General features: G+C 64.8%; 19 protein-coding genes and 1 tRNA gene. 8 read left to right on the top strand and 12 right to left on the bottom strand.

The window, feature by feature from the left end; genetic code table 11:
* Positions 1 to 5 precede the first annotated feature (5 nt).
* The 5 genes from CFB50_RS22925 (at position 6) to CFB50_RS22900 (ending at position 7,039) form a co-directional block, all read left to right on the top strand.
* Complete coding sequence (locus CFB50_RS22925) at positions 6 to 1,493, top strand: efflux transporter outer membrane subunit (RefSeq protein WP_089447361.1); 1,488 nt, start codon at positions 6 to 8, stop codon at positions 1,491 to 1,493.
* Positions 1,494 to 1,822: 329 nt separating this feature from the next.
* Positions 1,823 to 3,358: a catalase gene (locus CFB50_RS22920; protein WP_089447360.1), complete on the top strand. Its 1,536-nt coding sequence runs from the start codon at positions 1,823 to 1,825 to the stop codon at positions 3,356 to 3,358.
* A gap of 77 nt (positions 3,359 to 3,435) precedes the next feature.
* Positions 3,436 to 4,047, top strand: coding sequence for an ankyrin repeat domain-containing protein (locus CFB50_RS22915; protein ID WP_089447359.1), 612 nt, complete (start codon positions 3,436 to 3,438; stop codon positions 4,045 to 4,047).
* A gap of 716 nt (positions 4,048 to 4,763) precedes the next feature.
* Positions 4,764 to 6,596 carry a S53 family peptidase gene (locus CFB50_RS22905; protein ID WP_089447358.1) on the top strand — a complete coding sequence of 611 codons (1,833 nt, stop codon included), beginning with the start codon at positions 4,764 to 4,766 and terminating at the stop codon, positions 6,594 to 6,596.
* Between the two features lie 134 nt (positions 6,597 to 6,730).
* The gene (locus tag CFB50_RS22900; protein WP_256979208.1) at positions 6,731 to 7,039 is read left to right on the top strand and encodes a hypothetical protein; all 309 of its coding nucleotides are present in this window, start codon (positions 6,731 to 6,733) and stop codon (positions 7,037 to 7,039) included.
* A gap of 131 nt (positions 7,040 to 7,170) precedes the next feature.
* Here the strand turns inward: CFB50_RS22900 and CFB50_RS22895 are convergent, their stop codons facing one another.
* Positions 7,171 to 7,821, bottom strand: a complete 651-nt coding sequence (locus tag CFB50_RS22895; protein WP_089447357.1) for a pyridoxamine 5'-phosphate oxidase family protein — start codon at positions 7,819 to 7,821, stop codon at positions 7,171 to 7,173.
* Between the two features lie 313 nt (positions 7,822 to 8,134).
* Here CFB50_RS22895 and pdxR point away from each other — a divergent pair, with 313 nt between their 5' ends.
* The gene (gene pdxR / locus CFB50_RS22890) at positions 8,135 to 9,601 is read left to right on the top strand and encodes a MocR-like pyridoxine biosynthesis transcription factor PdxR (protein ID WP_089447356.1); all 1,467 of its coding nucleotides are present in this window, start codon (positions 8,135 to 8,137) and stop codon (positions 9,599 to 9,601) included.
* 22 nt (positions 9,602 to 9,623) lie between these two features.
* Here the strand turns inward: pdxR and CFB50_RS22885 are convergent, their stop codons facing one another.
* The 7 genes from CFB50_RS22885 to CFB50_RS22855 all read right to left on the bottom strand — a co-directional run bounded on the left by CFB50_RS22885 (position 9,624) and on the right by CFB50_RS22855 (position 18,280).
* Positions 9,624 to 11,174 (bottom strand): phospholipase D family protein, encoded by a 1,551-nt coding sequence (locus CFB50_RS22885; protein ID WP_089448399.1) that lies wholly within the window; start codon positions 11,172 to 11,174, stop codon positions 9,624 to 9,626.
* Between the two features lie 260 nt (positions 11,175 to 11,434).
* Positions 11,435 to 11,510: transfer RNA gene (locus CFB50_RS22880), tRNA-Ile, on the bottom strand.
* Positions 11,511 to 11,639: 129 nt separating this feature from the next.
* Positions 11,640 to 14,060 carry an RNA polymerase sigma factor RpoD gene (rpoD, locus tag CFB50_RS22875; protein ID WP_089427997.1) on the bottom strand — a complete coding sequence of 807 codons (2,421 nt, stop codon included), beginning with the start codon at positions 14,058 to 14,060 and terminating at the stop codon, positions 11,640 to 11,642.
* Positions 14,061 to 14,148: 88 nt separating this feature from the next.
* The gene (gene dnaG, locus CFB50_RS22870; RefSeq protein ID WP_089447355.1) at positions 14,149 to 16,026 is read right to left on the bottom strand and encodes a DNA primase; all 1,878 of its coding nucleotides are present in this window, start codon (positions 16,024 to 16,026) and stop codon (positions 14,149 to 14,151) included.
* A gap of 69 nt (positions 16,027 to 16,095) precedes the next feature.
* Positions 16,096 to 16,542: a GatB/YqeY domain-containing protein gene (locus CFB50_RS22865; protein WP_089447354.1), complete on the bottom strand. Its 447-nt coding sequence runs from the start codon at positions 16,540 to 16,542 to the stop codon at positions 16,096 to 16,098.
* 197 nt (positions 16,543 to 16,739) lie between these two features.
* The gene (gene rpsU / locus CFB50_RS22860; RefSeq protein WP_006479415.1) at positions 16,740 to 16,952 is read right to left on the bottom strand and encodes a 30S ribosomal protein S21; all 213 of its coding nucleotides are present in this window, start codon (positions 16,950 to 16,952) and stop codon (positions 16,740 to 16,742) included.
* A 107-nt stretch (positions 16,953 to 17,059) separates the two neighbouring features.
* Positions 17,060 to 18,280 carry an NAD(P)/FAD-dependent oxidoreductase gene (locus tag CFB50_RS22855; protein WP_089447353.1) on the bottom strand — a complete coding sequence of 407 codons (1,221 nt, stop codon included), beginning with the start codon at positions 18,278 to 18,280 and terminating at the stop codon, positions 17,060 to 17,062.
* A 130-nt stretch (positions 18,281 to 18,410) separates the two neighbouring features.
* Between CFB50_RS22855 and tsaD the strand changes: the two genes are divergently transcribed.
* Positions 18,411 to 19,451, top strand: coding sequence for a tRNA (adenosine(37)-N6)-threonylcarbamoyltransferase complex transferase subunit TsaD (gene tsaD, locus CFB50_RS22850; RefSeq protein ID WP_089447352.1), 1,041 nt, complete (start codon positions 18,411 to 18,413; stop codon positions 19,449 to 19,451).
* A gap of 98 nt (positions 19,452 to 19,549) precedes the next feature.
* Here tsaD and folE2 read toward each other — a convergent pair whose 3' ends face one another.
* The 4 genes from folE2 to CFB50_RS22830 all read right to left on the bottom strand — a co-directional run bounded on the left by folE2 (position 19,550) and on the right by CFB50_RS22830 (position 23,674).
* Positions 19,550 to 20,359 carry a GTP cyclohydrolase FolE2 gene (gene folE2 / locus CFB50_RS22845; protein WP_006486446.1) on the bottom strand — a complete coding sequence of 270 codons (810 nt, stop codon included), beginning with the start codon at positions 20,357 to 20,359 and terminating at the stop codon, positions 19,550 to 19,552.
* A gap of 154 nt (positions 20,360 to 20,513) precedes the next feature.
* The gene (dxs, locus tag CFB50_RS22840; RefSeq protein WP_069251093.1) at positions 20,514 to 22,418 is read right to left on the bottom strand and encodes a 1-deoxy-D-xylulose-5-phosphate synthase; all 1,905 of its coding nucleotides are present in this window, start codon (positions 22,416 to 22,418) and stop codon (positions 20,514 to 20,516) included.
* Between the two features lie 81 nt (positions 22,419 to 22,499).
* A complete protein-coding gene (locus tag CFB50_RS22835) occupies positions 22,500 to 23,384 on the bottom strand; it encodes a polyprenyl synthetase family protein (RefSeq protein WP_069251092.1) in 885 nt (294 codons plus the stop codon).
* Entirely contained in the window at positions 23,381 to 23,674 is a 294-nt protein-coding gene (locus tag CFB50_RS22830; RefSeq protein ID WP_006479428.1) for an exodeoxyribonuclease VII small subunit, read from the bottom strand. Before CFB50_RS22830 ends, CFB50_RS22835 begins: the two co-directional genes overlap by 4 nt.
* Positions 23,675 to 23,955: 281 nt before the next feature.
* Here CFB50_RS22830 and CFB50_RS22825 point away from each other — a divergent pair, with 281 nt between their 5' ends.
* The gene (locus CFB50_RS22825) at positions 23,956 to 25,062 is read left to right on the top strand and encodes an aromatic ring-hydroxylating oxygenase subunit alpha (RefSeq protein WP_089447351.1); all 1,107 of its coding nucleotides are present in this window, start codon (positions 23,956 to 23,958) and stop codon (positions 25,060 to 25,062) included.
* The last annotated feature ends 110 nt before the right edge of the window (positions 25,063 to 25,172 follow it).

The following is a 25,172-nucleotide window of genomic DNA, read 5'->3' as shown; positions in this document are numbered from 1 at the left end:
ACGCGATGAAACCCTTCTCCCTGCCCCGCCGCCCCGCGCTCACGCTGTGCGCGGCCGCGTGCCTGCTCGCCGGCTGCACGGTCGGCCCCGACTATCGCGGCGCGCCCGCCGCACCGGATGCGCCGACCTTCGTGCGCGCGCCGGCCTCCGGCGTCGACCCCGCCGCGCCCGCGCCGAGCGCATGGTGGCGCGCGCTCAACGATCGCCAGCTCGACGACCTGATCACCGCCGCACTCGCGTACAACCCCGATCTGCACGCCGCACAAGCCCGCTTGCGCGCGTCGCGCGCGCAGCTCTCGCAACAACGTGCGGCCCAGTTGCCGAAGTCGTCGGCCACCGTCGCCGCCATCCGCATGCGCGAGCCGGACGTCAGCGCGCTCGGTTCGCTGCTACCGTCGAACGGTTCGAGCCAATCGGGTGGCACCTCGCCGTCGCTGGGTGGCTCGGGCCCGCTGCAGCTCTATTCGGCAGGCTTCGACGCCACCTGGGAAATCGACCTGTTCGGCGGTACGCGCCGCGCGGTCGAAGCAGCATCTGCGCAAGCGGAAGCGGTCGACGCCGATCTCGCCGACACGCAGGTGTCGATCGCTGCCGAAGTCGCTAACGCGTACATCGACCTGCGCGATCAACAGCAGCGGCTTGCGCTGTCGCGGCGCACTGCCGAGCTGCAGCAGACGATGCTCGAACTCACGCAGCAGCGTCGCGCGCGTGGCGTTGCCGCGGATGTCGACATCGAACGCCTGACGACGCAAGTCGAAAGCACGCGCGCATCGCTGATCCCGCTCGACGCGCAGGTGACGGAATCGCTCGACCGGCTCGCGATCCTGACGGGCCGTGCGCCCGGTGCGCTCGACGCGGCGCTGTCGACACCGGATGCGCCGCTGCCGACGCTACCCGGCAGCGTCGCGATCGGCGATCCGGCCACGCTGCTGAAACAGCGCCCCGACATTCGCGCGGCCGAGCGCCGGCTCGCTTCGAGCAATGCGCAGATCGGCGAGCACGTCGCCGATTATTTCCCGAAGGTGACGTTGCTCGGCGATCTCGGCTTCAGCGCGACGGACCCGGGCCACCTGTTCCGAAAGCAGAACTTCACCTGGGTCGGCGCGCCGTATCTGCAATGGAACATTCTCGATTTCGGGCGTACGCGCGGTGCGGTGCGCGCGGCCGAAGCATCGCGAGACGAGGCGGAAGCGAATTATCAGAAGGCGGTGCTCGGTGCCTTGCAGGACGCCAACACGGCATTGCAGCGTTACGGGCACCAGCGCGAGCATGTCGTTGCGCTCACCAAGGTGCAGACGTCGGCCGTGCATTCCCGATCGCTGATGGACGAGCGTTATCGCGCAGGCGTCGCATCGATGATCGACCTGCTCGATACGCAACGCGAAGCGTTGTCCGCGCAACAGAATGTGATCGCCGGCCAGGCCGAGCTGATCAAGGACTACGTGTCGCTGCAGAAGAACCTCGGGCTCGGTTGGCAGGCGGGCGCGGGTTGATACCGAGTTGATCGGTGCCGCGCAGCCGGGTTCGTCGAGGCTGCTGCGGCACCGATGCCAGACATCCGGATCGCAAAAATTCACGCAAGGCATCGCACGTTCGATGAGTCGGCGTTCGACGCTTGCTGATCGCTTCACGGCACGCGACGCAACAACTCATTGCGCGCGCAACAATATTCATCGCCTGCGCCGATGAGAACCGCGCTCACGCCGTATTGACGCCGTCGCTATCGGAAACATATCGAATATCAATTAGCCAATCGTCTGACGATCTCTTCTAATTCAGTCGGCTTCCCCACCACCGATCGGATTCAAGGAGTTCCATCGTCATGTCCTCATCCTCCCGTCGCGTGCTGAGACACGCAGTCGCCGCGATCTGCGTTGCACTTTCCGCGTCCCCCCATGCCGCCGAACTCACGCGAGACACGGGCGCCCCCGTCGGCGACAACGAGAATTCGCAGACGGCCGGCCCTGCCGGCCCCGTGCTCCTGCAAGACTCCGCACTCATCGAGAAACTGCAGCGCTTCGATCGCGAACGCATTCCGGAACGTGTCGTGCATGCACGCGGCACCGGCGCATTCGGCGAGTTCGTGCCGACCGCCGACATCTCGAACCTGACGAAAGCGAAGGTCTTCACACCCGGCACCCGCACGCCCGTGTTCGTGCGCTTCTCCACCGTGATGGGCTATCGCGGGTCGCCTGAACAGGCGCGCGATCCGCGCGGTTTCGCGGTGAAGTTCTATACGCAACAGGGCAACTGGGACATGGTGGGCATCAACTGGCCCGTGTTCTTCATTCGCGACGGCATCAAGTTCCCCGACTTCGTTCACGCGAACAAGCCGAGCGCCGTGACCGGCGTGCAGGACCCGAACCTCGCATTCGACTTCTTCGCGCACACGCCCGAAGCGACGAACATGCTGACGATGCTGTACACGAATGCGGGCATGCCCGATTCGTATCGTCACATGGACGGCTTCGCGGTACACGCGTTCAAGTTCGTCAATGCGCACGGCGACGTGCACTACGTGAAATTCCACTGGAAAAGCCAGCAAGGCGTGCACGGCCTGCGTCCGCAAGACATCAACGCATCGATCGGGCGCGACTGGAACATGATGACGAACGACCTGTATGGCGCGTTGAAGCAAGGCGACTTCCCGAAGTGGGATCTGTACGTGCAGGTGCTCACGCCGCAGGACCTGAACCGTTTCGACTTCGATGCGCTGGACGATACGAAGGTCTGGACCGGTGTGCCCGAGCGCAAGATCGGCACGATGACGCTGAACCGCGTGCCCGACAACTACTTCCAGTCGACCGAGGAATCGGCGTTCGCGCCGTCGCGACTCGTGCCCGGCATCGAGCCGTCCGAAGACCGGATGCTGCAGGACCGGCTGTTCGCGTACGCCGACACGCAGATGTACCGGCTCGGCGCGAACTACATGGACCTGCCGATCAACCGGCCCGTCGTGCCGGTGGTCAACAACAACCAGGACGGCAAGATGAACGCCGGCGACCGCAAGGGCGAGGTGAACTACGAACCGTCGACGCTGCATGAACTCGCGCCGGATCCGCAATACAAGCCCGTGCGCATGACGCTCGGCGGAACGACGCAGCAGGAAGCGATCCACAAGACGCTGCGGTTCCGCCAGGCCGGCGAGTACTACCGCGGCCTGTCGCAGCAGGACAAGGACGACCTGATCACCGCGCTGTCCGGCGATCTCGGCAAGGTGACGAACGCGCACAACCAGTACGCGATGCTGTCGTACTTCTACAAGGCCGATGCCGATTACGGCACGCGTCTCGCGCAGGCCGTGCACGCCGACGTCGGGCAAGTGCAGGCACTCGCAGCGAAGCTGAGCGAGAACTGATCCCGCGACTCCGGTCGCCGTCGACGTGCGGGGTTACGCCTCGCACGTCGACCCTACCCACCCATCAGGACATCCTCATGCAATCCGAACGCCTGACGCGCGCGATCCGCTCCACCGCAACAGTCCTGGCGCTGGCCGCGCTCGCCGGTTGCGCGCACCTTCCCGACCGGCCGGCGTATACGCCGGCCGACCCTGCCGCGCTGCGCCGCTACGACGGCGAATGGTTCGACGCCGCCCGTGTCGGACGCGTCGACATCCTGCGCGCATTGCACGACGCCGGCTACCCCGTCGATGCCACCGACAGCCATGGCTTTACGGCCGTGATACTCGCGTCCTACGACGGCCAGCCGGCAGCGCTCGACTACCTGCTGTCGGCCGGCGCAAACGCATGTGCCGGCGACCGCCACGGCAACACGGCGCTGATGGGTGCCCTCTTCAAGAACGAACCCGACATCGCGCGGCGCCTGATCGAGACGCAATGCCCGATCGACCAGACGAACGGTGCCGGGGAAACCGCGCTCGGATTCGCCACGCTGTTCAATCGCTTCGACCTGATTCCGCTCCTCGTCGCGCGTGGTGCGAACCCGAATCATGTCGATCGGCGCGGTCAGTCGCTGCTGCAGCTCGCGCGGTCGCACGACAACACGGAAGCCGTGGACGCGCTGCGGCATGCAGGTGCGAGGCAGTAGCCTCATGCCCTGCTTCCTGATGCCCGCGGACTCGCGTTGCTTCACGGCATCCGGCGATTCGAGTCATGCCTCGAACACGATCGGCCAATTGCACCCATTACGCGTCAAACCAGAAACGATCGGCAAATCGAATTCCGCATTACTTTCTTTGGCGGCCTCGAATATTACAAATTACTGCCAATATTTTCAAAAACATTGCACTTATTCGCTTTAATTTAGTTTCATATAATCAAAAAAAGTTTGACACCTCGCTTTCATTCTTGATACCGTCCGATGCAAGCAATCTGACGAATTGCTCACTACGCAGTCGCATCCGCTCTACGTTTTTTCGCTTCCGCCGCACCGCAGTGCTCGCCGCCGGCCGTATCGTTCGCGCGCCGGCGCACGCAACATCCCGATGCATCTCATTGGACAACTGCCATCCGGCAGCGGGCCGAAGGATCGAATCAAATGAGCAGGACAACGAAACTGTTGCTCTAGCAATCCCGCCCGCGTCACGTCCGGCGCAGTTGCGCCGTGTCGCGGCGCCGCCTTCCCGTTACCGCGTTTTCCGTATTTCGCCCCCGGAGAAAAGACACCTTTCCGGATCGGGCGAAAGGCCCTGTCGCGTCCGTGCCATCCGCACGCGTGCGACAGAAATCGGCGGTGCATGACCCGCACCGCTGTCGACCGTTGTTGTACGTGCAGTTCGATGTTCAACCGGAGGGGTAATTCAAATGAATCAGGTTGCAGACAAGAATCAAAAGCACAATCGCTTCGTCAAACTCGCATTCGCCGCCGCAGCAGCCGCATCGTTCGGCATGGCGACCGCCCACGCCGCGCCTGCGGCCGGCTGGACGGAAACGCACACCAAGGGTTTCCTGCCGCTCGTGCAGCAGAGCGAAGCCGGTACGGCCGGCGCGCCCGCCGCGAGCACGGCCGCCGCGGCAGCAGCAGCCGTCGAGATGGCGCCGGGCGAGTCGGTGGACATCGTGCTCGGGCTGAACCTGCGGAACGAAGCGCAACTCGACCAATATCTGCACGACCTGCATACGCCTGGTTCGCCGCACTACCGGCAGTTCCTCACGCCGGCGCAGTTCGCGTCGCAATATGCGCCGACCGACCAGCAGGTCGCTTCGGTCGTCGCGCATCTGCGCAAGGAAGGCTTCGTGAACATCGTCGTCGCGCCGAACCGTCTGCTGGTCTCCGCGTCCGGCACCGCGGCCACCATCAAGTCCGCGTTCCGCACGACGCTCAAGCGCTTCACGCGCAACGGCCGCAGCGTCTACGCGAATACCGACGCCGCGCAAGTGCCGAACGCCATCGGCGGCGTCGTGGGTTCGGTGCTGGGCCTGCAGAACGTCGAGCTGATGCACACGGGCGCGGGTAGCCAGCCGCAAGGCAACACCAGCAACCTGACGATTCCGGCCGGCGCATCGGCCGTGCCGCACAACCCGACCGAATTCTCGTCGATCTACGGCGGCGACGGCACGCCGACCGCCTCGCAGACCACCGTCGGCATCATCTCCGAAGGTGACCTGTCGCAGACGGTAAGCGACCTCAATACGTTCGCCGCAAACAACGGCCTCGGGACGATCAGCAGCAGCATCGTGAAGACGGGCCCGTCCGGCAGCTCGTACACCGACACCGACGGCACCGTCGAATGGAACCTCGACAGCCAGTCGATCGTCGGCACGGCCGGCGGCAGCGTGAAGCAGGTCGTGTTCTACGTCGCACCGTCGATGACGCTCACGGCGATCACCGCCGCGTACAACAAGGCCGTGACCGACAACGTCGCAAAGGTGATCAACGTGTCGCTCGGCGTGTGCGAATCGTCCGCGAACAGCACCGGCTCGCAGGCCACCGACGACACCATCTTCAAGCAGGCAGTCGCGCAGGGGCAGACCTTCTCGGTATCCGCCGGCGACCATGGCGCGTACGAATGTGCGAGCGGTACGCCGTCGCGCTCGACCTACACGGTGAGCGAGCCGGCAACGTCGCCGTACGTGATCGCCGTGGGCGGCACGACGCTGTTCACCAATACGTCGACCAACGCGTACAACAGCGAGATCGTCTGGAACGATCCGAGCTGGCAGCCGGGCACCGTGTGGTCGACGGGCGGCGGGTACAGCAAGTACGAAGCCGCACCGTCGTGGCAATCGTCGAGCCTCACGGGGTCGACCAAGCGCGCACTGCCTGACGTCGGTTTCGACGCGGACCTGCGTACCGGCGCGATTCTCGTCGTCAACGGCCAGACGTCCGACACGCTGTGGGGCTCGGGCTACCTCAACAACGAAGGCGGCACGAGCCTCGCCGCACCGATCTTCACGGGGATCTGGGCGCGCCTGCAGTCCGCGAACAACAATGCGCTCGGGTTCCCCGCGTCGAGCATCTACAAGTACTTCCCGAGCAACACGGCGCTGCTGCACGACGTCACCTCCGGCAACAACGGCAGCGGCACCTACGGCTACAAGGCAAAGGCCGGCTGGGACGCGACGACGGGCTTCGGCAGCGTGAACATCTCGAAGCTGAACACGTTCATCCAGAGCACATCGGATTTCGCACGCTGATGGAAAGATGACCGCCCCGGTTCCGCATGCGCACTACAGCGCATGCATGGAACCGGATGTGATCGCTCGAACAACCCGCGTGGGCCGCAAGGCCTTCGCGGCCTGGCGCGATGCGCGAGGAGCGGCAGCAGGCCATGCAGCAGGCGCACGCCGCGCAGGAAAATCGTGCGGCCGCCCAACAGCACAATGCGGTACGGCAGCAGCAACGCGAGGAAATGCAGCAACACAATGCGGAGCAGCAACGGCAGCGCGACGCCATGCAGCAACGCAACGAGACTCAGCAGCAAGTGCACAAAGAGGCGCCACCGCACAACGAAGCGCAACCGCAGGAACACGCGGCAGCGCAACCACGGCAGCCGGCCCCCGAGCACGCGCCCGCCCCGCATCCGCACCCTGCGGAGTCGCGTCCGCCACACGAGACGCATGAGCATCGCCCCGAGTGAAATGCACGCGGTGACGGCAGCGCGGCATGCGCACTGCCGGCCGGCGAAACCGCGTCCTGTTGCCGTCCGAACGCAGCACGAATTCCGCGCGCCACCGCTTTCAGCGAAACCGCACGGCCTTGCCGTGCAACTTACTCCTCCCAGTTCCGGACATAATCCGGCACCGGCACGTTGCCGTCGGCATGAACCGGCCTGCCGCGCGCCATCTTCAGCGGCAGGATCCCCGTCCAGACAGCGAGTGCGAGATCTTCGTCCTTGTCGGACGGCATTGAATCGCTGACCTTTACCGCTGCTTCCGCAAGCGCAATCCGCAGCACGCTGGTCGCATTGATTTCCTTCTCGTTGCCGGGCCGCGCGTCATGCTTGCGACCCGGAGCGATCTTGTCCATCAATGCATCCAGCGCCACCAGCTTGTCCGCACTACGCTCCACCATCTCGAACCGCCCGTAAATCACCGCGGATCGATAATTCATCGAATGGTTGAAGGCCGACCTGGCCAACACGAGACCGTCCAGCAACGTCATCGCGACGGAGGCCTGTGCACCCGCAGCCAGCGCCTTGATCATCCGGCTGCCGTTCGACCCGTGAATATAGAGGTGATCGCCCCGTCTCCAGTGCGCGGTCGGGATGCAGTGCGTGTCGTCGCCCGAACCGAATGCGATGTGGCACACGTAGGCCTCGTCCACGATGCGATGAAGGATCTCGCGATCGTGGTTTGCCAGCTCCGGCAGGCGGCGAATGGTGGTGCGGGATGTGGCGGAGATGACGGTCTGGTCTTTCATGTTTCGTTTTCCTGTTTGCACGCTCTTGCGCGCATCGAGCGGCCCGCGTTTCGGCAACGCGCGGGCATTCACTCGAAATATATTTGCACTACGAAGTTAATGGCATCGAACGCTACAGCTTGCACGCGCGAATGACCGGTCGATCGGCCCATCGACAGTCGCTTGCCAAATCGATCAAAATACGCGCACGCGCCTATCCGTGACGATCGCTGGACATGCCCGCGCACCGGCCGGCACCACGAGAACGTGAACGATACGATGCGCGTCGAATCTTCAAAAGAACCAGCTCACCAAAAAATTCTGGAACCAGCCCATGGATCTCGCGCTGCTCGTCTCATCGCTTTCCAGACAGGACGGCACGACACGCCACAGCCAGCAGGAAGCCCTCTACCGGAGCCTGCGCAATTTGCTGCTGGACGGGCACCTCCCGCCCGGCACGCGGCTCGTGTCGACGCGCGTGCTCGCGGCCGAGCTGGGCATCGCGCGCAACTCGGCGGTCTATGCGTACGAGCGTCTTGCCGAGGAAGGTTTCGTGGCGGCCACGCGCAACGGGACGATCACGCTATGGGACGGGTGCGGCCGTTCTGGCGCAGGTCCCGAACGCGGCCCGGCCCCGGTTCGATTGTCCGAGCGCGTGCACGGGCTGGAGAACGCCGATCCCGAACCCGAACGCATGCTGCCGTTCGTTCCCGGCCTCCCTTCGCTCGATGAATTCCCCGTCGCCCAATGGCGCCGTTGCATCGAGCGCGCGTGGAGAGCCATCAAGCCCGCGCAGCTCGCCTACGGCCCGGTCGAAGGGCTGCCCGAATTGCGGCGTGCCGTGGCCGCCTACATCCGGGTCTCGCGCGGCGTGCGCTGCGAAACAGGCCAGGTATTCATCACCGACGGCACGCAAAGCAGCCTCGAACTGTGCGCGCGCATGCTCGCGAATCCCGGTGAATATGGCTGGCTCGAGAACCCCTGCTACAACGGCGCCCGAACCGCATTCCGGTCGACCGGCCTGGATCTCGTGCCGATCGAGGTCGACCACGAAGGAATGGCGCCAACCGAAGAACAGTGGCGCACCCGGCCGCCCCGGCTGATCTATACGACACCGTCGCACCAATACCCGCTCGGCGCGCTGATGAGCCCCCGCCGGCGTGCGGCGCTAGTCGAGCACGCACGTGCGTGCGGCGCGTGGATCATCGAGGACGATTACGACAGCGAGTTCCGCCACGGCGGCCAGCCGCTGCCCGCGATCCAGGGCCTCGATGCCGACGCACCGGTCTGCTATCTCGGCACCTTCAGCAAGACGATGTTTCCCGCCCTTCGACTCGGCTTCATGGTGGTTCCGCCGACTCTGGTCGAACGCTTCACCCGCACGCTGCGCGAACTCGTCCATCGCGGCCACTCGGCCGATCAACTGGCGATGGCCGAATTCATCGACACCGGCCTCTTTGCGCGACACCTGCGCCGGATGAGGGCGCTGTACGCCGCGCGGCGGAGCAGTCTCGAAGCCGCACTCGCCCGCCACCTCGGCACGGTGCTGAGCGTTCGCGAAAGCCCGGGCGGCATGCATCTGTCGGCCGATCTCGCGATGCCGCTGCACGATACCGACGTCGCCCGCGCCGCAGCCGCGCATGGCCTGCTGCTTCAGCCGCTGAGCAGCTATCGGGTCGGCGACGGCCGGCCGTACAACGGCTTCGTGCTGGGATACGCCGGGCTGAGCGACACGACGATCGAGACCGCGACGATGCAGCTCGCGGCCGTCATCGAACAGCACGGCCGCACGCGCGGCTGAATGTCGCGCGCGGCAGCGCCGCTCACAGTTGCGATTCGATCGGAAACAGCCCGAGGAACCAGACTTCCATCCGCCGCGCGGCCGACACCTCCGGTTCGTGATCGAGCTCGGTGACCTTGCCGTCCGAATCGGTCTGAATCCACTTGAGCTGCCCTTTGCCCGCCGGATCGGTCCTCGGCTCGACGCGCCACGCGATTCGATCGAGCCGTGCTTCCAGATCGTTGGCCACCTGCGACGCAATCGCCGGACTCTCGCAGTAAACGCCGATCTCCGTGTTGAGGTTCAGCGAGCGCGGATCGAGATTCATCGACCCGATGAAAATGCTCTTGTGATCGAACACGTAGGTCTTCGCATGCAGCGACGCACGCGACGACCCGATGATGACCTGCTTCGAGATACTCTTGTCGCCCGACGGCCGCCGCTCGTAAAGCCGCACGCCTGCGGCCACGAGATCGCTTCGGTAGTGCCGATAGCCCGCATGCACGGCCGCCACGTCGGTCGACGCAAGCGAGTTGGTCAGCACCGTCACGCGCACGCCGCGCGCCGTCAGTGCGCGCAGCCGCTCGACGACCTCCTTGCCCGGCACGAAATACGGCGACACGATCAGCAGGTCATGTTCGGGCTGCAATGCGAGCGCCCGCAACTGCGGCATCAGGTGCCCGTCGCTGTCCTTCGGTGCGTGCGCGATCTTCGACGGATCGTCGTACAGCACCGTCGCGTGCCCCCACGACAGTTCCGTGCCCTGCCCGTGAACGATCCGGTCGAGCCGCTGCCGAGCCTCGAGCACGTATGGATTGTCCTCCATCGCCCTCAGGTAGTCGCGCAACCGTTCACGCTCGCGGTCCAGCCCGCCCGGTGCCGCGTCATGCCCGACCAGCGCACTGATCGGATACGCGTACGGGGAATTCCAGAACGTATCGAATTCGGTCGAGATGTTCTTCACGACCGGGCCGTGAACGACGACATCGAGATCGCCGAACTCCAGCATCGACGATGCGCCGAAATACTCGTCGCCGATATTGCGGCCGCCGACGATCGCCGCCTGGTTGTCCGCGATCATCGCCTTGTTGTGCATGCGACGATTGACGCGCGAGAACTCCAACACCGTGCCGATCTTCTTGAACCGGCGCGTGGCGACCGGATTGAAGAGCCGGATCTCGATGTTCGGATGCGAACTGATCTCGAGCAGCTTGCGGTCGTCCGCGTTCGTGCCGAGATCGTCGAGCAGCGCACGCACGCGCACGCCGCGATCGGCCGCACGAATGATCGCGTCGGCCAGTTCGTGCCCGGTCAGATCGTCGTGCCAGATGTAGTACTGAAGGTCGAGCGAGCGGTCCGCGCGATCGGCCAGCAACACGCGCGCATCCAGTGCGTCGACCGGATCGGTCAGCAGATGAAACGCGTCCTGCCCCGGATGCGTGCTGGCCTGCTGCTGGAACGCGACACCCAGCCGCGTATTGTCCGTATCGGTGTACGCGTGCGTCGGCGCGCGCTCGGCCTGCGGCGGCAGGCTCGCGCATGCAACGAGCGCCAGCAACGAAAGAAGCGCACCCCACGAACGCAGCATGGTCATGATTGCCATCCCACTCCCGGCCGAAGTCTGTTTATTCTTGCCGCCGAATGGATCGCGGGGCTGTCTGGTTTTCCTTCGACCGCAACCGGTGTCGCGCGTGGAACGGCCGCGCTACAGCATACTTCGATTGACGACGGCGCGGCACTTTCCCGGTACTTTCCTGATCACGACATGGGTCACGCGTCCACGCAAAGAAAAACCCGCGACGCATGAAGCCATCGCGGGTTTTCGGCATGCCGCGCAATCGCGCGCATGAAATCTGGTGGGCCCGGCGGGGTTCGAACCCGCGACCAATCGATTATGAGTCGACTGCTCTAACCGCTGAGCTACAAGCCCTGATGAGAAGCGAAGCGTGTCACACGCTGCCCCGACGAAGAAGCCGGGCCGGCATTGTAACAACAAAGGAGAGAAACGCCACCGGCATCACGCGGATGCCGGCGGCGTTCGCAGGAGAGACGCTGGAAATCAGTTCCCTTCGAGGAACGACTTCAGCTTGTCGGAACGGCTCGGGTGACGCAGCTTGCGCAGCGCCTTGGCCTCGATCTGACGGATCCGCTCACGCGTGACGTCGAACTGCTTGCCGACTTCCTCGAGCGTGTGATCGGTGCTCATCTCGATACCGAAGCGCATCCGCAGCACCTTCGCCTCGCGCGGCGTCAGCGAATCGAGCACGTCCTTCACGACATCGCGCATGCTCGCATGCAGCGCGGCATCCGCCGGCGCGACCGTGTTGGTGTCCTCGATGAAGTCGCCGAGATGGGAATCGTCGTCGTCACCGATCGGCGTTTCCATCGAGATCGGCTCCTTCGCGATCTTCATGATCTTGCGGATCTTGTCTTCCGGCATCTCCATCTTCTCGGCGAGCGTTGCCGGATCCGGCTCGAGACCGGTTTCCTGCAGGATCTGCCGCGAGATGCGGTTCATCTTGTTGATCGTCTCGATCATGTGAACCGGAATACGGATCGTGCGCGCCTGGTCCGCGATCGAGCGCGTGATGGCCTGGCGGATCCACCACGTCGCATAGGTCGAGAACTTGTAGCCGCGACGGTATTCGAACTTGTCCACCGCCTTCATCAGGCCGATGTTGCCTTCCTGGATCAGGTCGAGGAACTGCAGGCCGCGGTTCGTGTACTTCTTCGCGATCGAGATCACGAGACGCAGGTTCGCCTCGGTCATTTCGCGCTTCGCCTGGCGCGCCTTCAGTTCGCCGGCCGCCATCTGGCGGTTGGTTTCCTTCAGGTCCTTCAGCGGCAGCACGACGCGCGCCTGCAGGTCGAGCAGGCGCTGCTGCTGTTCGCGGATCGCCGGAATGTTACGCGACAGCACCGCGCTGTACGAATGGCCTTCGGCCATGATCTTCTCGGCCCAGTCGAGATCGGTCTCGCTGCCCGGGAAACGCGCGATGAATTCCGAGCGCGGCATGCCGCACTTGTCGACGACGATGTGCAGGATCTGGCGTTCGACCTGACGCACTTCGTCCACCTGCGCACGCAGCGTGTCGCACAGGCGTTCGACGGTACGCGCGGTGAAGCGGATCGTCATCAGTTCGGTCTGGATCGTTTCCTGCGCCTTCAGGTAGGCCTTCGACTTGTAGCCTTCCTTTTCGAATGCGCGACGCATCTTGTCGAACCACTCGCTGATTTGCGAGAACTTCTCGAGCGAGGCACGCTTGAGGGCTTCGAGCTGGGCGGCGTTGGCCGATGCCTGCGCGGCACCGTCATCTTCCTCCTCTTCCTCTTCTTCCTCTTCCTCTTCGGCTTCCTCGTCCTCGTTCTCGATGGCTTCCGCTTCCTTCGCGGAGAAGCCGTCGGTATCGGCGGAGTCCGAAGCATTCGGGTCGAGCAGGCCGTCGACGAGCTCGTCGACGCGGATCTCTTCGTTCGCGACGCGTTCGGCCATCGCGAGGATGTCGGCGATCGTCGTCGGGCACGCGGAGATGGCCATCACCATGTGGCGCAGGCCGTCCTCGATCCGCTTCGCGATCTCGATTTCGCCTTCGCGCGTGAGCAGCTCGACCGTGCCCATTTCACGCATGTACATCCGGACCGGATCGGTCGTGCGGCCGAATTCCGAATCGACGGTGGACAGCGCGACTTCCGCTTCCTCTTCGACTTCATCGTCCGACGACGCGGCGGGCGCGTTGTCGTTCAGGAGCAGGGTTTCCGCGTCCGGCGCCTGCTCGTAGACCGCCACGCCCATGTCGTTGAACGTGCCGATGATGCCTTCGAGGGCTTCGGTCTCGGTGAAGTTGTCCGGCAGGTGGTCGTTGATTTCGGCGTACGTGAGGAAGCCGCGCTCCTTGCCGAGCTTGATCAGCGCGCGCAGTTTCACGCGGCGCTCTTCGAGCTCCTCGGCCGTACCCGGCGTGCTCGTCGCGAACGCTTCCTTCAGTAGCGCCTTCTCCTTGGCGCGACGATCTCGCACCTTGGATTTGCCCGGTGCAGCCGCTGCTGCTGCGGGCTGCTCGTCGCTCTGATTTGCGTCGTCTTCGACGGATACTTCGTTCAGCTTTTTGGTCATGGAGTTCGCCGTACCGGCTATATCGACTCGCGGCTGCTGGACGACAGCCGGTTGAACCGTGGGTGCATGAGTAGTACGTACTGCCGTTTCGTCCGCGGCGGCAGTCGTGTCCCTTGCGCTTTTCGCACTTGCCCGCTTCGCCGCCGGCTTGGCCGGCCCGGAGTCGGGTCTGGCGGCAGCCCGTGTTCTGGCTGCCGGCGCCGGCGCAGCCTGAGCAGTGCCGGCCGCGGTTTTCTTTCCTGCTGGGGCTGACGTGGCGGAAGACGTTGTCCTGGTGGAAGAAGCAGACTTGGCCGCTGTGACCTTTTTGGTCGGCTCCGTCGAGCCCTTGCCTGTTGCTTTCTTTCCGCCTGTCGTCTTTGCCATCGCGATTCTCGCCTCTGCTTAGAAAACAAACCGCTGGAAACCTTATATTATAGCACGCTGGGGAGCCCTCTCTAAGCTCTCCAGCCGCCTACAGCCCGAGCCGACGCTTCATGTCGGTCCGCTGCTGGTTCAATTCCGTCAATTCGGCCAATTCCTCGGGTGTGAAGGTAGATTGCCGCGCCAGCCTGTCGAGCCGGTCGCAGCAAGCGTCGTAACGCATCTTGAGCACCGCCGCCTGCAGTTCCTCCCCCGCGATCCGTTCCTGTTCACGCTGCCGCTCGGGCACCGTCTCGTCCTCCGGATTCTGTAACAGCAAGTCGCGGACGTTTTCATCATAGTCCAGAATTTCGCGGAAGATTTCCTCGTAAGTCGCTCCATTCGAGGACGTCCGCAGGACATCCGACAGCAGCCGGAACTCCGCGCCTTCGCCCAGCGCGCGCGCATGATCGACGACTTCCGCGAACAGCTCGCCGATGCGCGGCAATGCGCGCAGGGTCGCCAGCTGCTCATCGTCGAGCTGCGACGCGATGCGCGGATGCATCACCAGCGTGCGCAATGCACGCTTTTCGCTGTCCGTCACGCGGCGCCGCTCGCTGCGCGCAGGCGCCTGGCGCGGCGGTGCCGCGATCCGCGTATCGACGTCGGACAGCGCCGCGACCTCTTCGAACGGAATGTCGAGGCGGTCGGCGAACATGTGCATGATCTGCGCGCGCAACGCGTTCGCGGGCAGCGCCTGCAATAACGGCTTCGCATCGAACAGCGCCTTCGCGCGGCCTTCCGGCTGATCGAGCGCCTTGCCGGAAATTGCTTCGTTCAGCAAAAATTGTGACAGCGGCATCGCACGCTCGACCTGCTCCGAGAACGCCGCCTCGCCGAACTCGCGCACATAGCTGTCCGGATCGTGCTCGGACGGCAGAAAAAGGAACCGGATCGTGCGGTTGTCCCCCGCATGCGGCAGGCATGCCTCGAGCGCTCGCCGGGCCGCTCGCCGCCCGGCCGAATCGCCGTCGAAACTGAAAATGACCGTATCGGTCTGGCGCAGCAGCTTCTGCACGTGAATCGGCGTGCACGCGGTGCCGAGCGTCGCGACCGCGTTCGGGAACCCGAGCTGGGCGAGCGCGACGACGTCCATGTAGCCTTCGACGACCAGCACGTACTTGCGCTCGCGAATCGCGAGCCGCGCCTCGAACAGGCCGTACAGCTCGCTGCCCTTGTTGAACAGCGGGGTTTCAGGCGAATTCAGGTACTTCGGCTCGCCGCTGCCGAGCACGCGGCCGCCGAAGCCGATCACCTGCCCCTTCACGTTGCGAATCGGGAACATGATCCGCTCGCGGAACCGGTCGTAGCGGCGCGCGACGCCCTGCGCATCGGTCTTCTCGCTGACGATCACGAGCCCCGACTCGACGAGCGACTCGTCGCGATAATCCGGGAACGCGGCTTCGAGGTTCTGCCAGCCGTCCGGCGCATAACCGAGTCCGAAGCGCGCGGCGATCTCGCCGGTCAGGCCCCGGTTCTTCAGGTACTGGATCGCGACGGTCGCGCCGCGCAACTGCTTGCGGTAGTAGTCACAAGCAGTTGTCATCGCATCGGACAGCGCGGTCGCGACCGATTTCGACACCGGCGCCGGATAGTCGCCACCACCGCCTCCGCCACCACCGCCGCCACGCATCGACGGCTCGTGCGGCACGGTCAGGCCGACGGACTGCGCGAGCTCCTGCACGGCCTCCGGGAACGTGAGCCCCGCATGTTCCATCAGGAAGCCGATCGCCGTACCGTGCGCGCCGCAACCGAAGCAGTGATAGAACTGCTTGGTCGGGCTGACCGTAAACGACGGGCTTTTCTCGTTATGGAACGGGCACAGCCCCATGAAGTTGGCGCCGCCCTTCTTGAGCTGCACGTACCGGCCCACCACGTCGACGATATCGACGCGGTTCAGCAAATCCTGCAGGAACGAATGCGGAATCACCGTGGGATCGAGCGAAAAAAAGACAATACGACACCCCGGCGCACGCACGGCGCGCCGGGGAAACAGGTGTTACTTCGTGAGCGCGGCCTTGACCAGCGCGGAAATGGCCGTCATGTCGGCGCGGCCGGCGAGCTTGCCCTTCAGCACGCCCATCACCTTGCCCATGTCCTGCGGGCCGGCGGCGCCCGTCTGCGCGACCGCGGCCTGGACTTCGGCGGCCACCTCGGCCTCCGACAGCTGCTCGGGCATGTAGCCGCTCAGCACGACCAGCTCGGCCTGCTCCTTCGCGACGAGGTCGTCACGATTGGCTGCCTGGAACTGGCTGATCGAATCCTTGCGCTGCTTGATCATCTTGTCGATCACGGCCGTGATGCCCGCATCGTCGAGGGTGATCTGATCGTCGACTTCGCGCTGCTTGATCGCGGCCATCAGCAGGCGAATCGTTGCCAGGCGCTCGCTTTCCTTCGCGCGCATCGCGGCCTTCATGTCTTCGCTGATCTGCTCTTTCAAACTCATCTTTCACCCGGGAAGGAAACGTGAATCCGACGCCCGGCAAAGGGCGTCAACACAAAAACCCGCTTGGGACAATGTCTCAAGCGGGTTGCTCGAATCCGGCATCGGCGGCTCGCCCGATCATGCTCGGCCTTTCGCGATCACCTGATCGCACGGAGTCGCCGGTGCGCCGCTCAGCGAACCGCGCGGCGCCCAATCGTTCAGTACAGCTTCTTCGGCAGTGTCTGGCTGCGGATACGCTTGTAATGACGCTTCACTGCAGCAGCCTTCTTGCGCTTGCGCTCCGCGGTCGGCTTCTCGTAAAACTCGCGCGCACGAAGCTCGGTCAGCAGACCGTTCTTCTCGATCGTACGCTTGAAGCGACGCATTGCAACTTCGAACGGCTCGTTCTCTTTAACGCGAATGATCGTCATGATCCGACACGAATAAAGGTTTGCAGGGAAAGACTACCGAGTATAGCAGAGCGATTGCCTAAAGGCACGGGGCCTGGTCCCGCCAAAACGGCCCCGGCCCGGCCCCGTCAGGCGCCGCGCGCATACTCCGCCGCCGCCTGCCCGGCCGCCGTGCCGGACGCCCACGCCCACTGGAAGTTGTAGCCGCCGAGCCAGCCCGTCACGTCCACCGCCTCGCCGACGAAGAACAGCCCCGGTACGCGCGCGCTCATCATCGTCGCCGACGACAGGTCGCGCGTGTCGACCCCACCCTTCGTCACTTCGGCCTTCTTGTAGCCCTCGGTGCCGTTCGGCGTCAGCGTCCAGCCGGACAGCGCGTCGCCGATCTGGCGCAGCGTCTTGTCGGGCAGGTCCGCGAGCCGCGCGTCGGCCGCGACGCGATGCGTGTCGAGCCACGCATGTGCGAGGCGCGACGGCACCCAGTCCGCGAGCAGCGAACCGATCTGGCGCTTCGACGTGCGCTTCGCATCGATCAGGTCGGCCACCGTGTCGCGCTGCGGCAAGAGATCGACGCGAATCGGGTCGCCGGGCTGCCAGTAACTCGAGATCTGCAGGATCCCGGGCCCGGACAGGCCGCGATGGGTCAGCAACAGGTCCTCGACGAATTCGCCGCCGCGCTTCTTGTCGCCGGTCGATACGCGCACTTCGAGCGATACGCCGGACAATGCCGCGAACGGCTCCCAGTCCTGCTGCGCGAACGTCAGCGGCACGAGTGCCGGCCGCGTATCGATGAGCTTGTGACCGAACTGCTTGGCGATCCGGTAGCCGAAGTCGGTCGCGCCGATCTTCGGGATCGACAGGCCGCCGGTCGCGATGATCAGTGCGCGCGCACCGATCGTCCCCGCCTGCTGCGTGTCGAGCGTGAAGCCGTCCGACGGCGCGTGGCGCACCGCGTCGACGACGACGGGCCGGCGCCACGCGATGCCGCCCGCGTCGCACTCGTGCTTCAGCACGTCGATGATCGCGTCGCTGCCGTGGTCGCAAAAGAGCTGGCCCTTGTGCTTTTCGTGCCAGGTCACGTGATGGCGCTTGAGCAGCCCGAGGAAGTCGCGCGGCGTATAGCGCGCCAGCGCCGAGCGCGCGAAATGCGGATTCGACGACAGATAGTTGTCGGGGCCGGCGTACAGGTTCGTGAAGTTGCAGCGGCCGCCGCCCGAGATGCGGATCTTCTCGGCGAGCCGCGGCGCGTGATCGATCAGCACGACGCGGCGGCCGAGCTGCCCGGCAACCGCGGCGCTCATCATTCCGGCGGCGCCCGCGCCGATCACGGCGATGTCATAAGTTTCCATGGCGCGGATTGTACCTGCCCGGCATCCGGCCCGGGCCGCTGCCAGCGGGGGCAGGCCCTCGCCTGCTATACTTTCCGGTTACGTTGACCTTCCTGCGGCGCGCCCGACAAGGCGCGCCCTGCCCGCACCCATGCTCGTTCTCGGCATCGAAAGCTCCTGTGACGAAACCGGCCTTGCGCTCTACGACACGCAGCGCGGCCTGCTCGCGCACGCGCTCCACTCGCAGATCGCCATGCACCGCGAATACGGCGGCGTCGTGCCCGAGCTCGCGTCGCGCGACCACATCCGCCGCGCGCTGCCGCTGCTCGAGGAAGTGATGGCGCAAAGCGGCACGCGCCGCGACGACATCGACGCGATCGCGTTCACGCAAGGCCCCGGCCTTGCCGGCGCGCTGCTGGTCGGCGCGAGCATCGCGAATGCGCTCGCGCTCGCCTGGAACAAGCCGACCGTCGGCATCCACCACCTCGAAGGCCACCTGCTGTCGCCGCTGCTCGTCGACCAGCCGCCGCCATTCCCGTTCGTCGCGCTGCTGGTATCCGGCGGCCACACACAACTGATGCGCGTGACCGACGTCGGCGTGTACGAGACGCTCGGCGAAACGCTCGACGACGCGGCCGGCGAAGCATTCGACAAGACGGCCAAGCTGATCGGCCTCGGCTACCCGGGCGGCCCGGAAGTGTCGAAGCTCGCCGAAACCGGCACGCCGGGTGCGGTCGTGCTGCCGCGCCCGATGCTGCATTCGGGCGACCTCGACTTCAGCTTCAGCGGCCTGAAGACCGCCGTGCTCACGCAGATGAAGAAGTTCGAAGCGGCGAAGATCGAAGGTGAAGCACTCGAACGCGCGAAGGCCGACCTCGCGCGCGGCTTCGTCGACGCGGCCGTCGACGTGCTCGTCGCCAAGTCGCTCGCCGCGCTGAAGAAGGCGAAGCTCAAGCGCCTCGTGGTCGCGGGCGGGGTCGGCGCGAACCGCCAGTTGCGCGCTGCGCTGTCGGCCGCCGCGGCCAAGCGCGGCTTCGACGTGCACTACCCCGATCTCGCACTCTGCACCGACAACGGCGCGATGATCGCGCTCGCGGGCGCATTGCGGCTCGGCCGCTGGCCCGAGCAGGCGAATGCCGACTATGCATTCACGGTGAAGCCGCGCTGGGATCTCGCATCGCTCGCGCGCTGAGCCGCGCCACGCACGCGCCGCAATGTCGCATCGGCAAACAGAAAGGCCGCTCGATTTTGAGCGGCCTTTCTTCATCGGCGCGACAAAACGCCGCGGCGTTATGCAGCCTGTCGCTTGTCGCGTTCGATCAGCGCATACGCGCTGTGATTGTGGATCGACTCGAAGTTCTCGGCTTCGAGCACGTACGCCACCACGCGCTCGTCCGCGTCGAGACGCTGCGCGACGTCGCGCACGAGATCCTCGACGAACTTCGGATTCTCGTACGCACGCTCGGTGACGAACTTCTCGTCCGGACGCTTCAGCAGGCCCCACAGCTCGCACGACGCCTCTTCCTCGGCGATGCGGATCAGCGCCTCGACCGGCAGGTCGGCCGCGAGCTCCGCGTCGATCGTCACGTGCGAACGCTGGTTGTGCGCGCCGTACTGCGAGATCTTCTTCGAGCACGGGCACAGGCTCGTCACGGGCACGAGCACCTTCAGGAACAGGCGCGTGTCGCCGTTGCGGCTTTCGCCCGCGAGCGTCACTTCATAGTCGAGCAGGCTCTGCACGCCTGACACCGGCGCCGTCTTGTTCACGAAGTACGGGAACGTGACCTCGATGCGACCGGCTTCGGCTTCCAGCTTCTCGAGCATCGATGCGAGCATCGCGCGGAAACGCTCGACCGTCAGCGGCGCACGGTTCTCTTCGAGCAGCGCAACGAAGCGCGACATGTGCGTGCCCTTCTGGTCGGCGGGCAGGCGGACATCGAGGTTCCAGACACCGACGGTCGGCTGCACGTCGCCGCTTTCGGTGCACACCGTCAACGGATGCCGGACCGCCTTCACGCCCACACGCTGAATCGGAATCTGGCGGGTATCCACCGTGCTCTGCACGTCGGGCATCACGAAGGCGGGATTCATCTGGTTCATCTTGTTCAATCCTTGTAAGCCGCGCGTTCGACGACGCGCACGCCGCGTCATGCGGCAGCCGGAAAAGCAACATGGGCCCGCAGGCCCATGTTTTCCGCATCAATGAAGACCGGTTGCGCCAGTCGCACCGACGCCGCCCGCGGGCGGCGCCAGCTTATGCGACGCGCTTCGCCTGACCGGCGACATCGGCCGCCGGATTCAGAAAGCGTTCGCGAATCGATTTCGCGATACCCGCGCCGTCGAGGCCGCATTGCGACAGCAGCTTCGCGGGGTCGCCGTGATCGATGAACAGGTCAGGGAGGCCCAATTGTAGTACGGGTCGGATAACCCCACTCTCCATCAGGGCTTCCACGCAGGCCGAGCCCGCGCCACCCATCACGCAGCCTTCCTCGACCGTGACGAGGTAGTCGTGCGTCTCGGCGAGCTCACGCACGAGCGCCGCATCGACCGGCTTCACGAAGCGCATGTTCGCGACGGTTGCATCGAGCTCCTCGGCCGCGGCGAGCGACGGTGCGACCATCGTGCCGAACGCGAGGATTGCAACGCGCTTGCCTTCCGGCTGCGACGTCTGGCGACGCACTTCACCCTTGCCGAGCGGGATCTCGGTGAATTCCTTCACCGTCGGCACGCCCGTGCCCGCGCCGCGCGGATAGCGCACTGCGGTCGGGTTCGGCTGCTGCAGCGCCGTGTGCAGCATCTGGCGGCATTCGTTCTCGTCGGACGCAGCCATGATCGTCATGTTCGGGATGCAGCGCATGAACGCGAGATCGTACGCGCCCGCATGCGTCGCGCCGTCCGCGCCGACGAGGCCCGCACGGTCGATCGCGAACACGACCGGCAGGTTCTGCAGCGCGACGTCGTGGATCAGCTGGTCGTATGCACGCTGCAGGAACGTCGAGTAGATCGCGACGACGGGCTTGAGGCCTTCGGTTGCCATGCCGCCCGCGAACGTCACCGCGTGCTGCTCGGCAATGCCGACGTCGTAGTAGCGATCCTTGAAGCGCTTCTCGAACTCGACCATGCCCGAGCCTTCGCGCATCGCGGGCGTGATGCCGACGACGCGCGTATCGCGCTCGGCTTCGTCGCACAGCCACTCGCCGAACACCTGCGTGTACGTCTTCTTCGCGGGTGCGGTGGACGGCTTGATGCCTTCGGCCGGATTGAACTTGCCGGGGCCGTGGTAGAGCACGGGATCCGCTTCGGCAAGCTTGTAGCCCTGGCCTTTCTTCGTCACCACGTGCAGGAACTGCGGGCCGCGCAGTTCGCGGATGTTCTGCAGCGTCGGGATCAGCGAATCGAGATCGTGACCGTCGATCGGGCCGATGTAGTTGAAGCCGAACTCTTCGAACAACGTGGCCGGCACGACCATGCCCTTCGCGTGCTCCTCGAGCTTGCGCGCGAGTTCGAGCACCGGCGGCGCCACGCTCAGCACGCGCTCGACGCCCGCGCGCGCAGCCGCATAGAAGCGGCCCGACATCAGGCGGGCGAGATGGCGATTCAGCGCGCCGACCGGCGGCGAGATCGACATGTCGTTGTCGTTCAGGATCACGAGCAGCTTCGCATCTTCCGACACGCCTGCATTGTTCATCGCCTCGAACGCCATGCCGGCCGTCATCGCACCGTCGCCGATCACGGCGATCGAGAAGCGGTCGTCGCCGTTCAGCTGGCTGCCGATCGCCATGCCGAGCGCGGCCGAGATCGACGTGCTCGAGTGCGCGGTGCCGAACGTGTCGTATTCGGATTCGCTACGACGCGGGAAGCCCGAGATGCCGTCCTGCTGGCGCAGCGAATGCATCTGGTCGCGGCGGCCCGTCAGGATCTTGTGCGGGTAGGTCTGGTGGCCCACGTCCCAGACGATCCGATCGTTCGGCGTGTTGAACACGTAGTGCAACGCGATCGTCAGCTCGACCGTCCCGAGGTTGGACGACAAATGGCCGCCCGTCTTCGACACACTGTCGAGCACGAACGCGCGCAGTTCATCCGCGAGCGGTTGAAGTTGGCGACGATCGAGGCGGCGCAAATCCGCCGGGTCGTCGATGGTTTTCAGCAAGTCGTACATCGTCGTTCCATTGTAGGAAATCAAACGCGCCCGCATTCTGTTGCACGCACCGTAGCAGGTGCGCGGCGGCGGGCTTTCGCGTCAGCTGACCCGGTTCACTACCAGGTCGGCAAGTTCGGCCAGACGCTGTGCGCGTGCGCCGAACGGTTTCAGCGCGTCGTGCGCTTCGGCGCGCAGTTGTGCTGCGAGCTCGCGCGACGCTTCGAGGCCGAGGATCGATACATAGGTCGGCTTGTCGTTCGCCGCATCCTTGCCGGCCGTCTTGCCGAGCGTCGCCGAATCGGTCGTGACGTCGAGAATGTCGTCGACGACCTGGAAGGCCAGACCCACGGCCCCCGCGTATACATCGAGCGCAGCCATCGTTTCCGCGGACGGCGTCTCGCCGGCCAGCGCGCCCATCCGCACGGCCGCGCGCAGCAGTGCGCCCGTCTTCATCCGGTGCATCGTCTCGAGCTGCTCGCGCGTCAGCTTGAGGCCGACGCTCGCCAGGTCGATCGCCTGCCCGCCGGCCATGCCGATCGAGCCGCTTGCCAGCGCCAGCTCGCGCACGAGCGCGGCCTGCTGCACCGGCGACAGCGCAGCGGCGTCGGTCAGCGCAACGAACGCCTGCGACTGCAGCGCGTCGCCGACCAGCAGTGCCGTCGGCTCGTCGTACTGCACGTGCACCGTCGGCTTGCCCCGACGCAGCGCGTCGTCGTCCATGCACGGCATGTCGTCGTGCACGAGCGAGTAGACGTGGATCATCTCCAGTGCCGCCGCCGCCGCATTGCGCGCCGCTTCCGTCGCGCCGGTCAGTTCGCCTGCTGCATGGCACAGCAGCGGGCGAACGCGTTTACCGCCGCCGAGGACCGCATAGCGCATCGCCTCGTGGAGTTTCTCCGGCACCGCGGTTTCAGCGGGCAAATAGTGGCCGAGTGCGTCCTCGACACGGTCAAGCACGGACCGCATCCATTGTTCGAATGTCATAGATCGTCGTCTTCGCCGTCCGTGGCGGCCGTTCCGGACGAAAGCGGCTTCAGCGTCGCGCCGTCGAGCACGCGAACCTGCTGCTCCACTTTCTCGAGCTGCTGTTGGCAAAACGCAACGAGGGTCGCACCGCGGCGATACGCCGCCAGTGAATCCTCGAGGCTCAACGCGCCGCCTTCCATCCGGGCAACCAGCGTCTCGAGTTCCGCGAGCGCCATCTCGTAATTGTCCGGCAACGGTTCGGTGCCATTACCGGGCGGCGTGGCGCCTGGGGATGCGGTTTTCGCCATGGACGAGGGTGTCAAATTTCAAAACAAGTCGGACATTCTACGGCAAAAGAGAATTTTCCGACCTGCCGACTTGGGCTCCCGGGTACATCCGGGTACATATTCCGGCCCCATCTTCGACACACATTGTGCGCCTTCGGATTGCCGCCCGACAAAAAATTGACACAAATCAGGCACTTAATCCTAGCCTTGCGAGGCGAACCGGGTATAATTCCCCGTTTCCCTAAATCGATTTTTCGATGGTTGGGTTGTTCACTGCTTTCACGCTAACACCGGGAGTGGGAATGTCCAATCTGAGCGATGCGCTTCAGTTGAAGTCGGCTCACAGCCAGCTTCCAGTCACTGCATACTTCGATGAGGCGCTACTCGAGCGCGAGATCGAAACCCTCTTCAAGAAAGGACCTCGTTACGTCGGGCACGAGTTGATGGTGCCCGAGGCGGGGGATTATTTTGCGCTGCCGTCCGAGAAGGAAGGCCGCGTGCTGGTCCGCAACCAGGCGAACCAGGTCGAACTGCTGTCGAACGTGTGCCGCCACCGGCAGGCGATCATGCTCAACGGGCGCGGCCATACGCAGAACATCGTGTGCCCGCTGCACCGCTGGACGTACGACCTGGAAGGCCAGTTGCTCGGCGCGCCGCACTTCCTCGACAAGCCGTGCCTGAACCTCGGCAAGAGCCCGCTGCAGAACTGGCAGGGGCTGCTGTTCGAGGCCGAGGGCCGGAATGTCGCGCGCGACCTCGCCAACCTCGGCACGAAGCATCACTTCGACTTCTCCGAGTACCTCTTCGATCACGTCGAAGTGCACGAGTGCGATTACAACTGGAAGACGTTCATCGAGGTCTACCTCGAGGATTACCACGTCGTCCCGTTCCACCCGGGCCTCGGCAGCTTCGTGTCGTGCGACGACCTCAAGTGGGAGTTCGGCGACTGGTACAGCGTGCAGACGGTCGGCGTGCACAACGCCCTCGCGAAACCGGGCAGCGCGACTTACCAGAAATGGCACGAGCAGGTGCTGAAGTTCCGCAACGGCGTGCCGCCGGAGTTCGGCGCGATCTGGATGGTCTACTACCCGGGCCTGATGATCGAGTGGTATCCGCACGTGCTCGTCGTGTCGTGGCTGATTCCGCAAGGCCCGCAAAAGACGACCAACATCGTCGAGTTCTATTACCCCGAGGAAATCGCGCTGTTCGAACGCGAATTCGTCGAGGCGGAACGCGCCGCCTATATGGAAACGGCCGTCGAGGACGACGAGATCGCGATGCGGATGGACGCCGGCCGCCGTGCGCTGATGGCACGCGGCGAGTCACAGGTCGGCCCGTACCAGAGCCCGATGGAAGACGGCATGCAGCACTTCCACGAGTTCCTGCGCCGCCACCTCGGCGACATTTGACAACTGGTGCGGCGCTTTGACGCTGCGCGGTATCCGGCAGACGAAAAGACGGGCTTCGGCCCGTCTTTTTTTGTTTAGACTTGGAATGTCAGGCCATTCGCACTCCAGGG

The organism is Burkholderia sp. AU33423, from assembly GCF_002223135.1.
Taxonomy (GTDB): domain Bacteria; phylum Pseudomonadota; class Gammaproteobacteria; order Burkholderiales; family Burkholderiaceae; genus Burkholderia; species Burkholderia lata_D.
The sequence above is the reverse complement of the archived record's forward strand: the minus strand, read 5'-3'. Positions and strand labels throughout refer to the sequence as shown.

Coding starts and splice junctions, on each gene's coding strand:
- CFB50_RS22925 (WP_089447361.1), top strand. CDS start 6: ATGAAACCCTTCTCCCTGCCCCGCCGCCCCGCGCTCACGCTGTGCGCG.
- CFB50_RS22920 (WP_089447360.1), top strand. CDS start 1,823: ATGTCCTCATCCTCCCGTCGCGTGCTGAGACACGCAGTCGCCGCGATC.
- CFB50_RS22915 (WP_089447359.1), top strand. CDS start 3,436: ATGCAATCCGAACGCCTGACGCGCGCGATCCGCTCCACCGCAACAGTC.
- CFB50_RS22905 (WP_089447358.1), top strand. CDS start 4,764: ATGAATCAGGTTGCAGACAAGAATCAAAAGCACAATCGCTTCGTCAAA.
- CFB50_RS22900 (WP_256979208.1), top strand. CDS start 6,731: ATGCAGCAGGCGCACGCCGCGCAGGAAAATCGTGCGGCCGCCCAACAG.
- CFB50_RS22895 (WP_089447357.1), bottom strand. CDS start 7,821: ATGAAAGACCAGACCGTCATCTCCGCCACATCCCGCACCACCATTCGC.
- pdxR (WP_089447356.1), top strand. CDS start 8,135: ATGGATCTCGCGCTGCTCGTCTCATCGCTTTCCAGACAGGACGGCACG.
- CFB50_RS22885 (WP_089448399.1), bottom strand. CDS start 11,174: ATGACCATGCTGCGTTCGTGGGGTGCGCTTCTTTCGTTGCTGGCGCTC.
- rpoD (WP_089427997.1), bottom strand. CDS start 14,060: ATGGCAAAGACGACAGGCGGAAAGAAAGCAACAGGCAAGGGCTCGACG.
- CFB50_RS22865 (WP_089447354.1), bottom strand. CDS start 16,542: ATGAGTTTGAAAGAGCAGATCAGCGAAGACATGAAGGCCGCGATGCGC.
- rpsU (WP_006479415.1), bottom strand. CDS start 16,952: ATGACGATCATTCGCGTTAAAGAGAACGAGCCGTTCGAAGTTGCAATG.
- CFB50_RS22855 (WP_089447353.1), bottom strand. CDS start 18,280: ATGGAAACTTATGACATCGCCGTGATCGGCGCGGGCGCCGCCGGAATG.
- tsaD (WP_089447352.1), top strand. CDS start 18,411: ATGCTCGTTCTCGGCATCGAAAGCTCCTGTGACGAAACCGGCCTTGCG.
- folE2 (WP_006486446.1), bottom strand. CDS start 20,359: ATGAACCAGATGAATCCCGCCTTCGTGATGCCCGACGTGCAGAGCACG.
- dxs (WP_069251093.1), bottom strand. CDS start 22,418: ATGTACGACTTGCTGAAAACCATCGACGACCCGGCGGATTTGCGCCGC.
- CFB50_RS22835 (WP_069251092.1), bottom strand. CDS start 23,384: ATGACATTCGAACAATGGATGCGGTCCGTGCTTGACCGTGTCGAGGAC.
- CFB50_RS22830 (WP_006479428.1), bottom strand. CDS start 23,674: ATGGCGAAAACCGCATCCCCAGGCGCCACGCCGCCCGGTAATGGCACC.
- CFB50_RS22825 (WP_089447351.1), top strand. CDS start 23,956: ATGTCCAATCTGAGCGATGCGCTTCAGTTGAAGTCGGCTCACAGCCAG.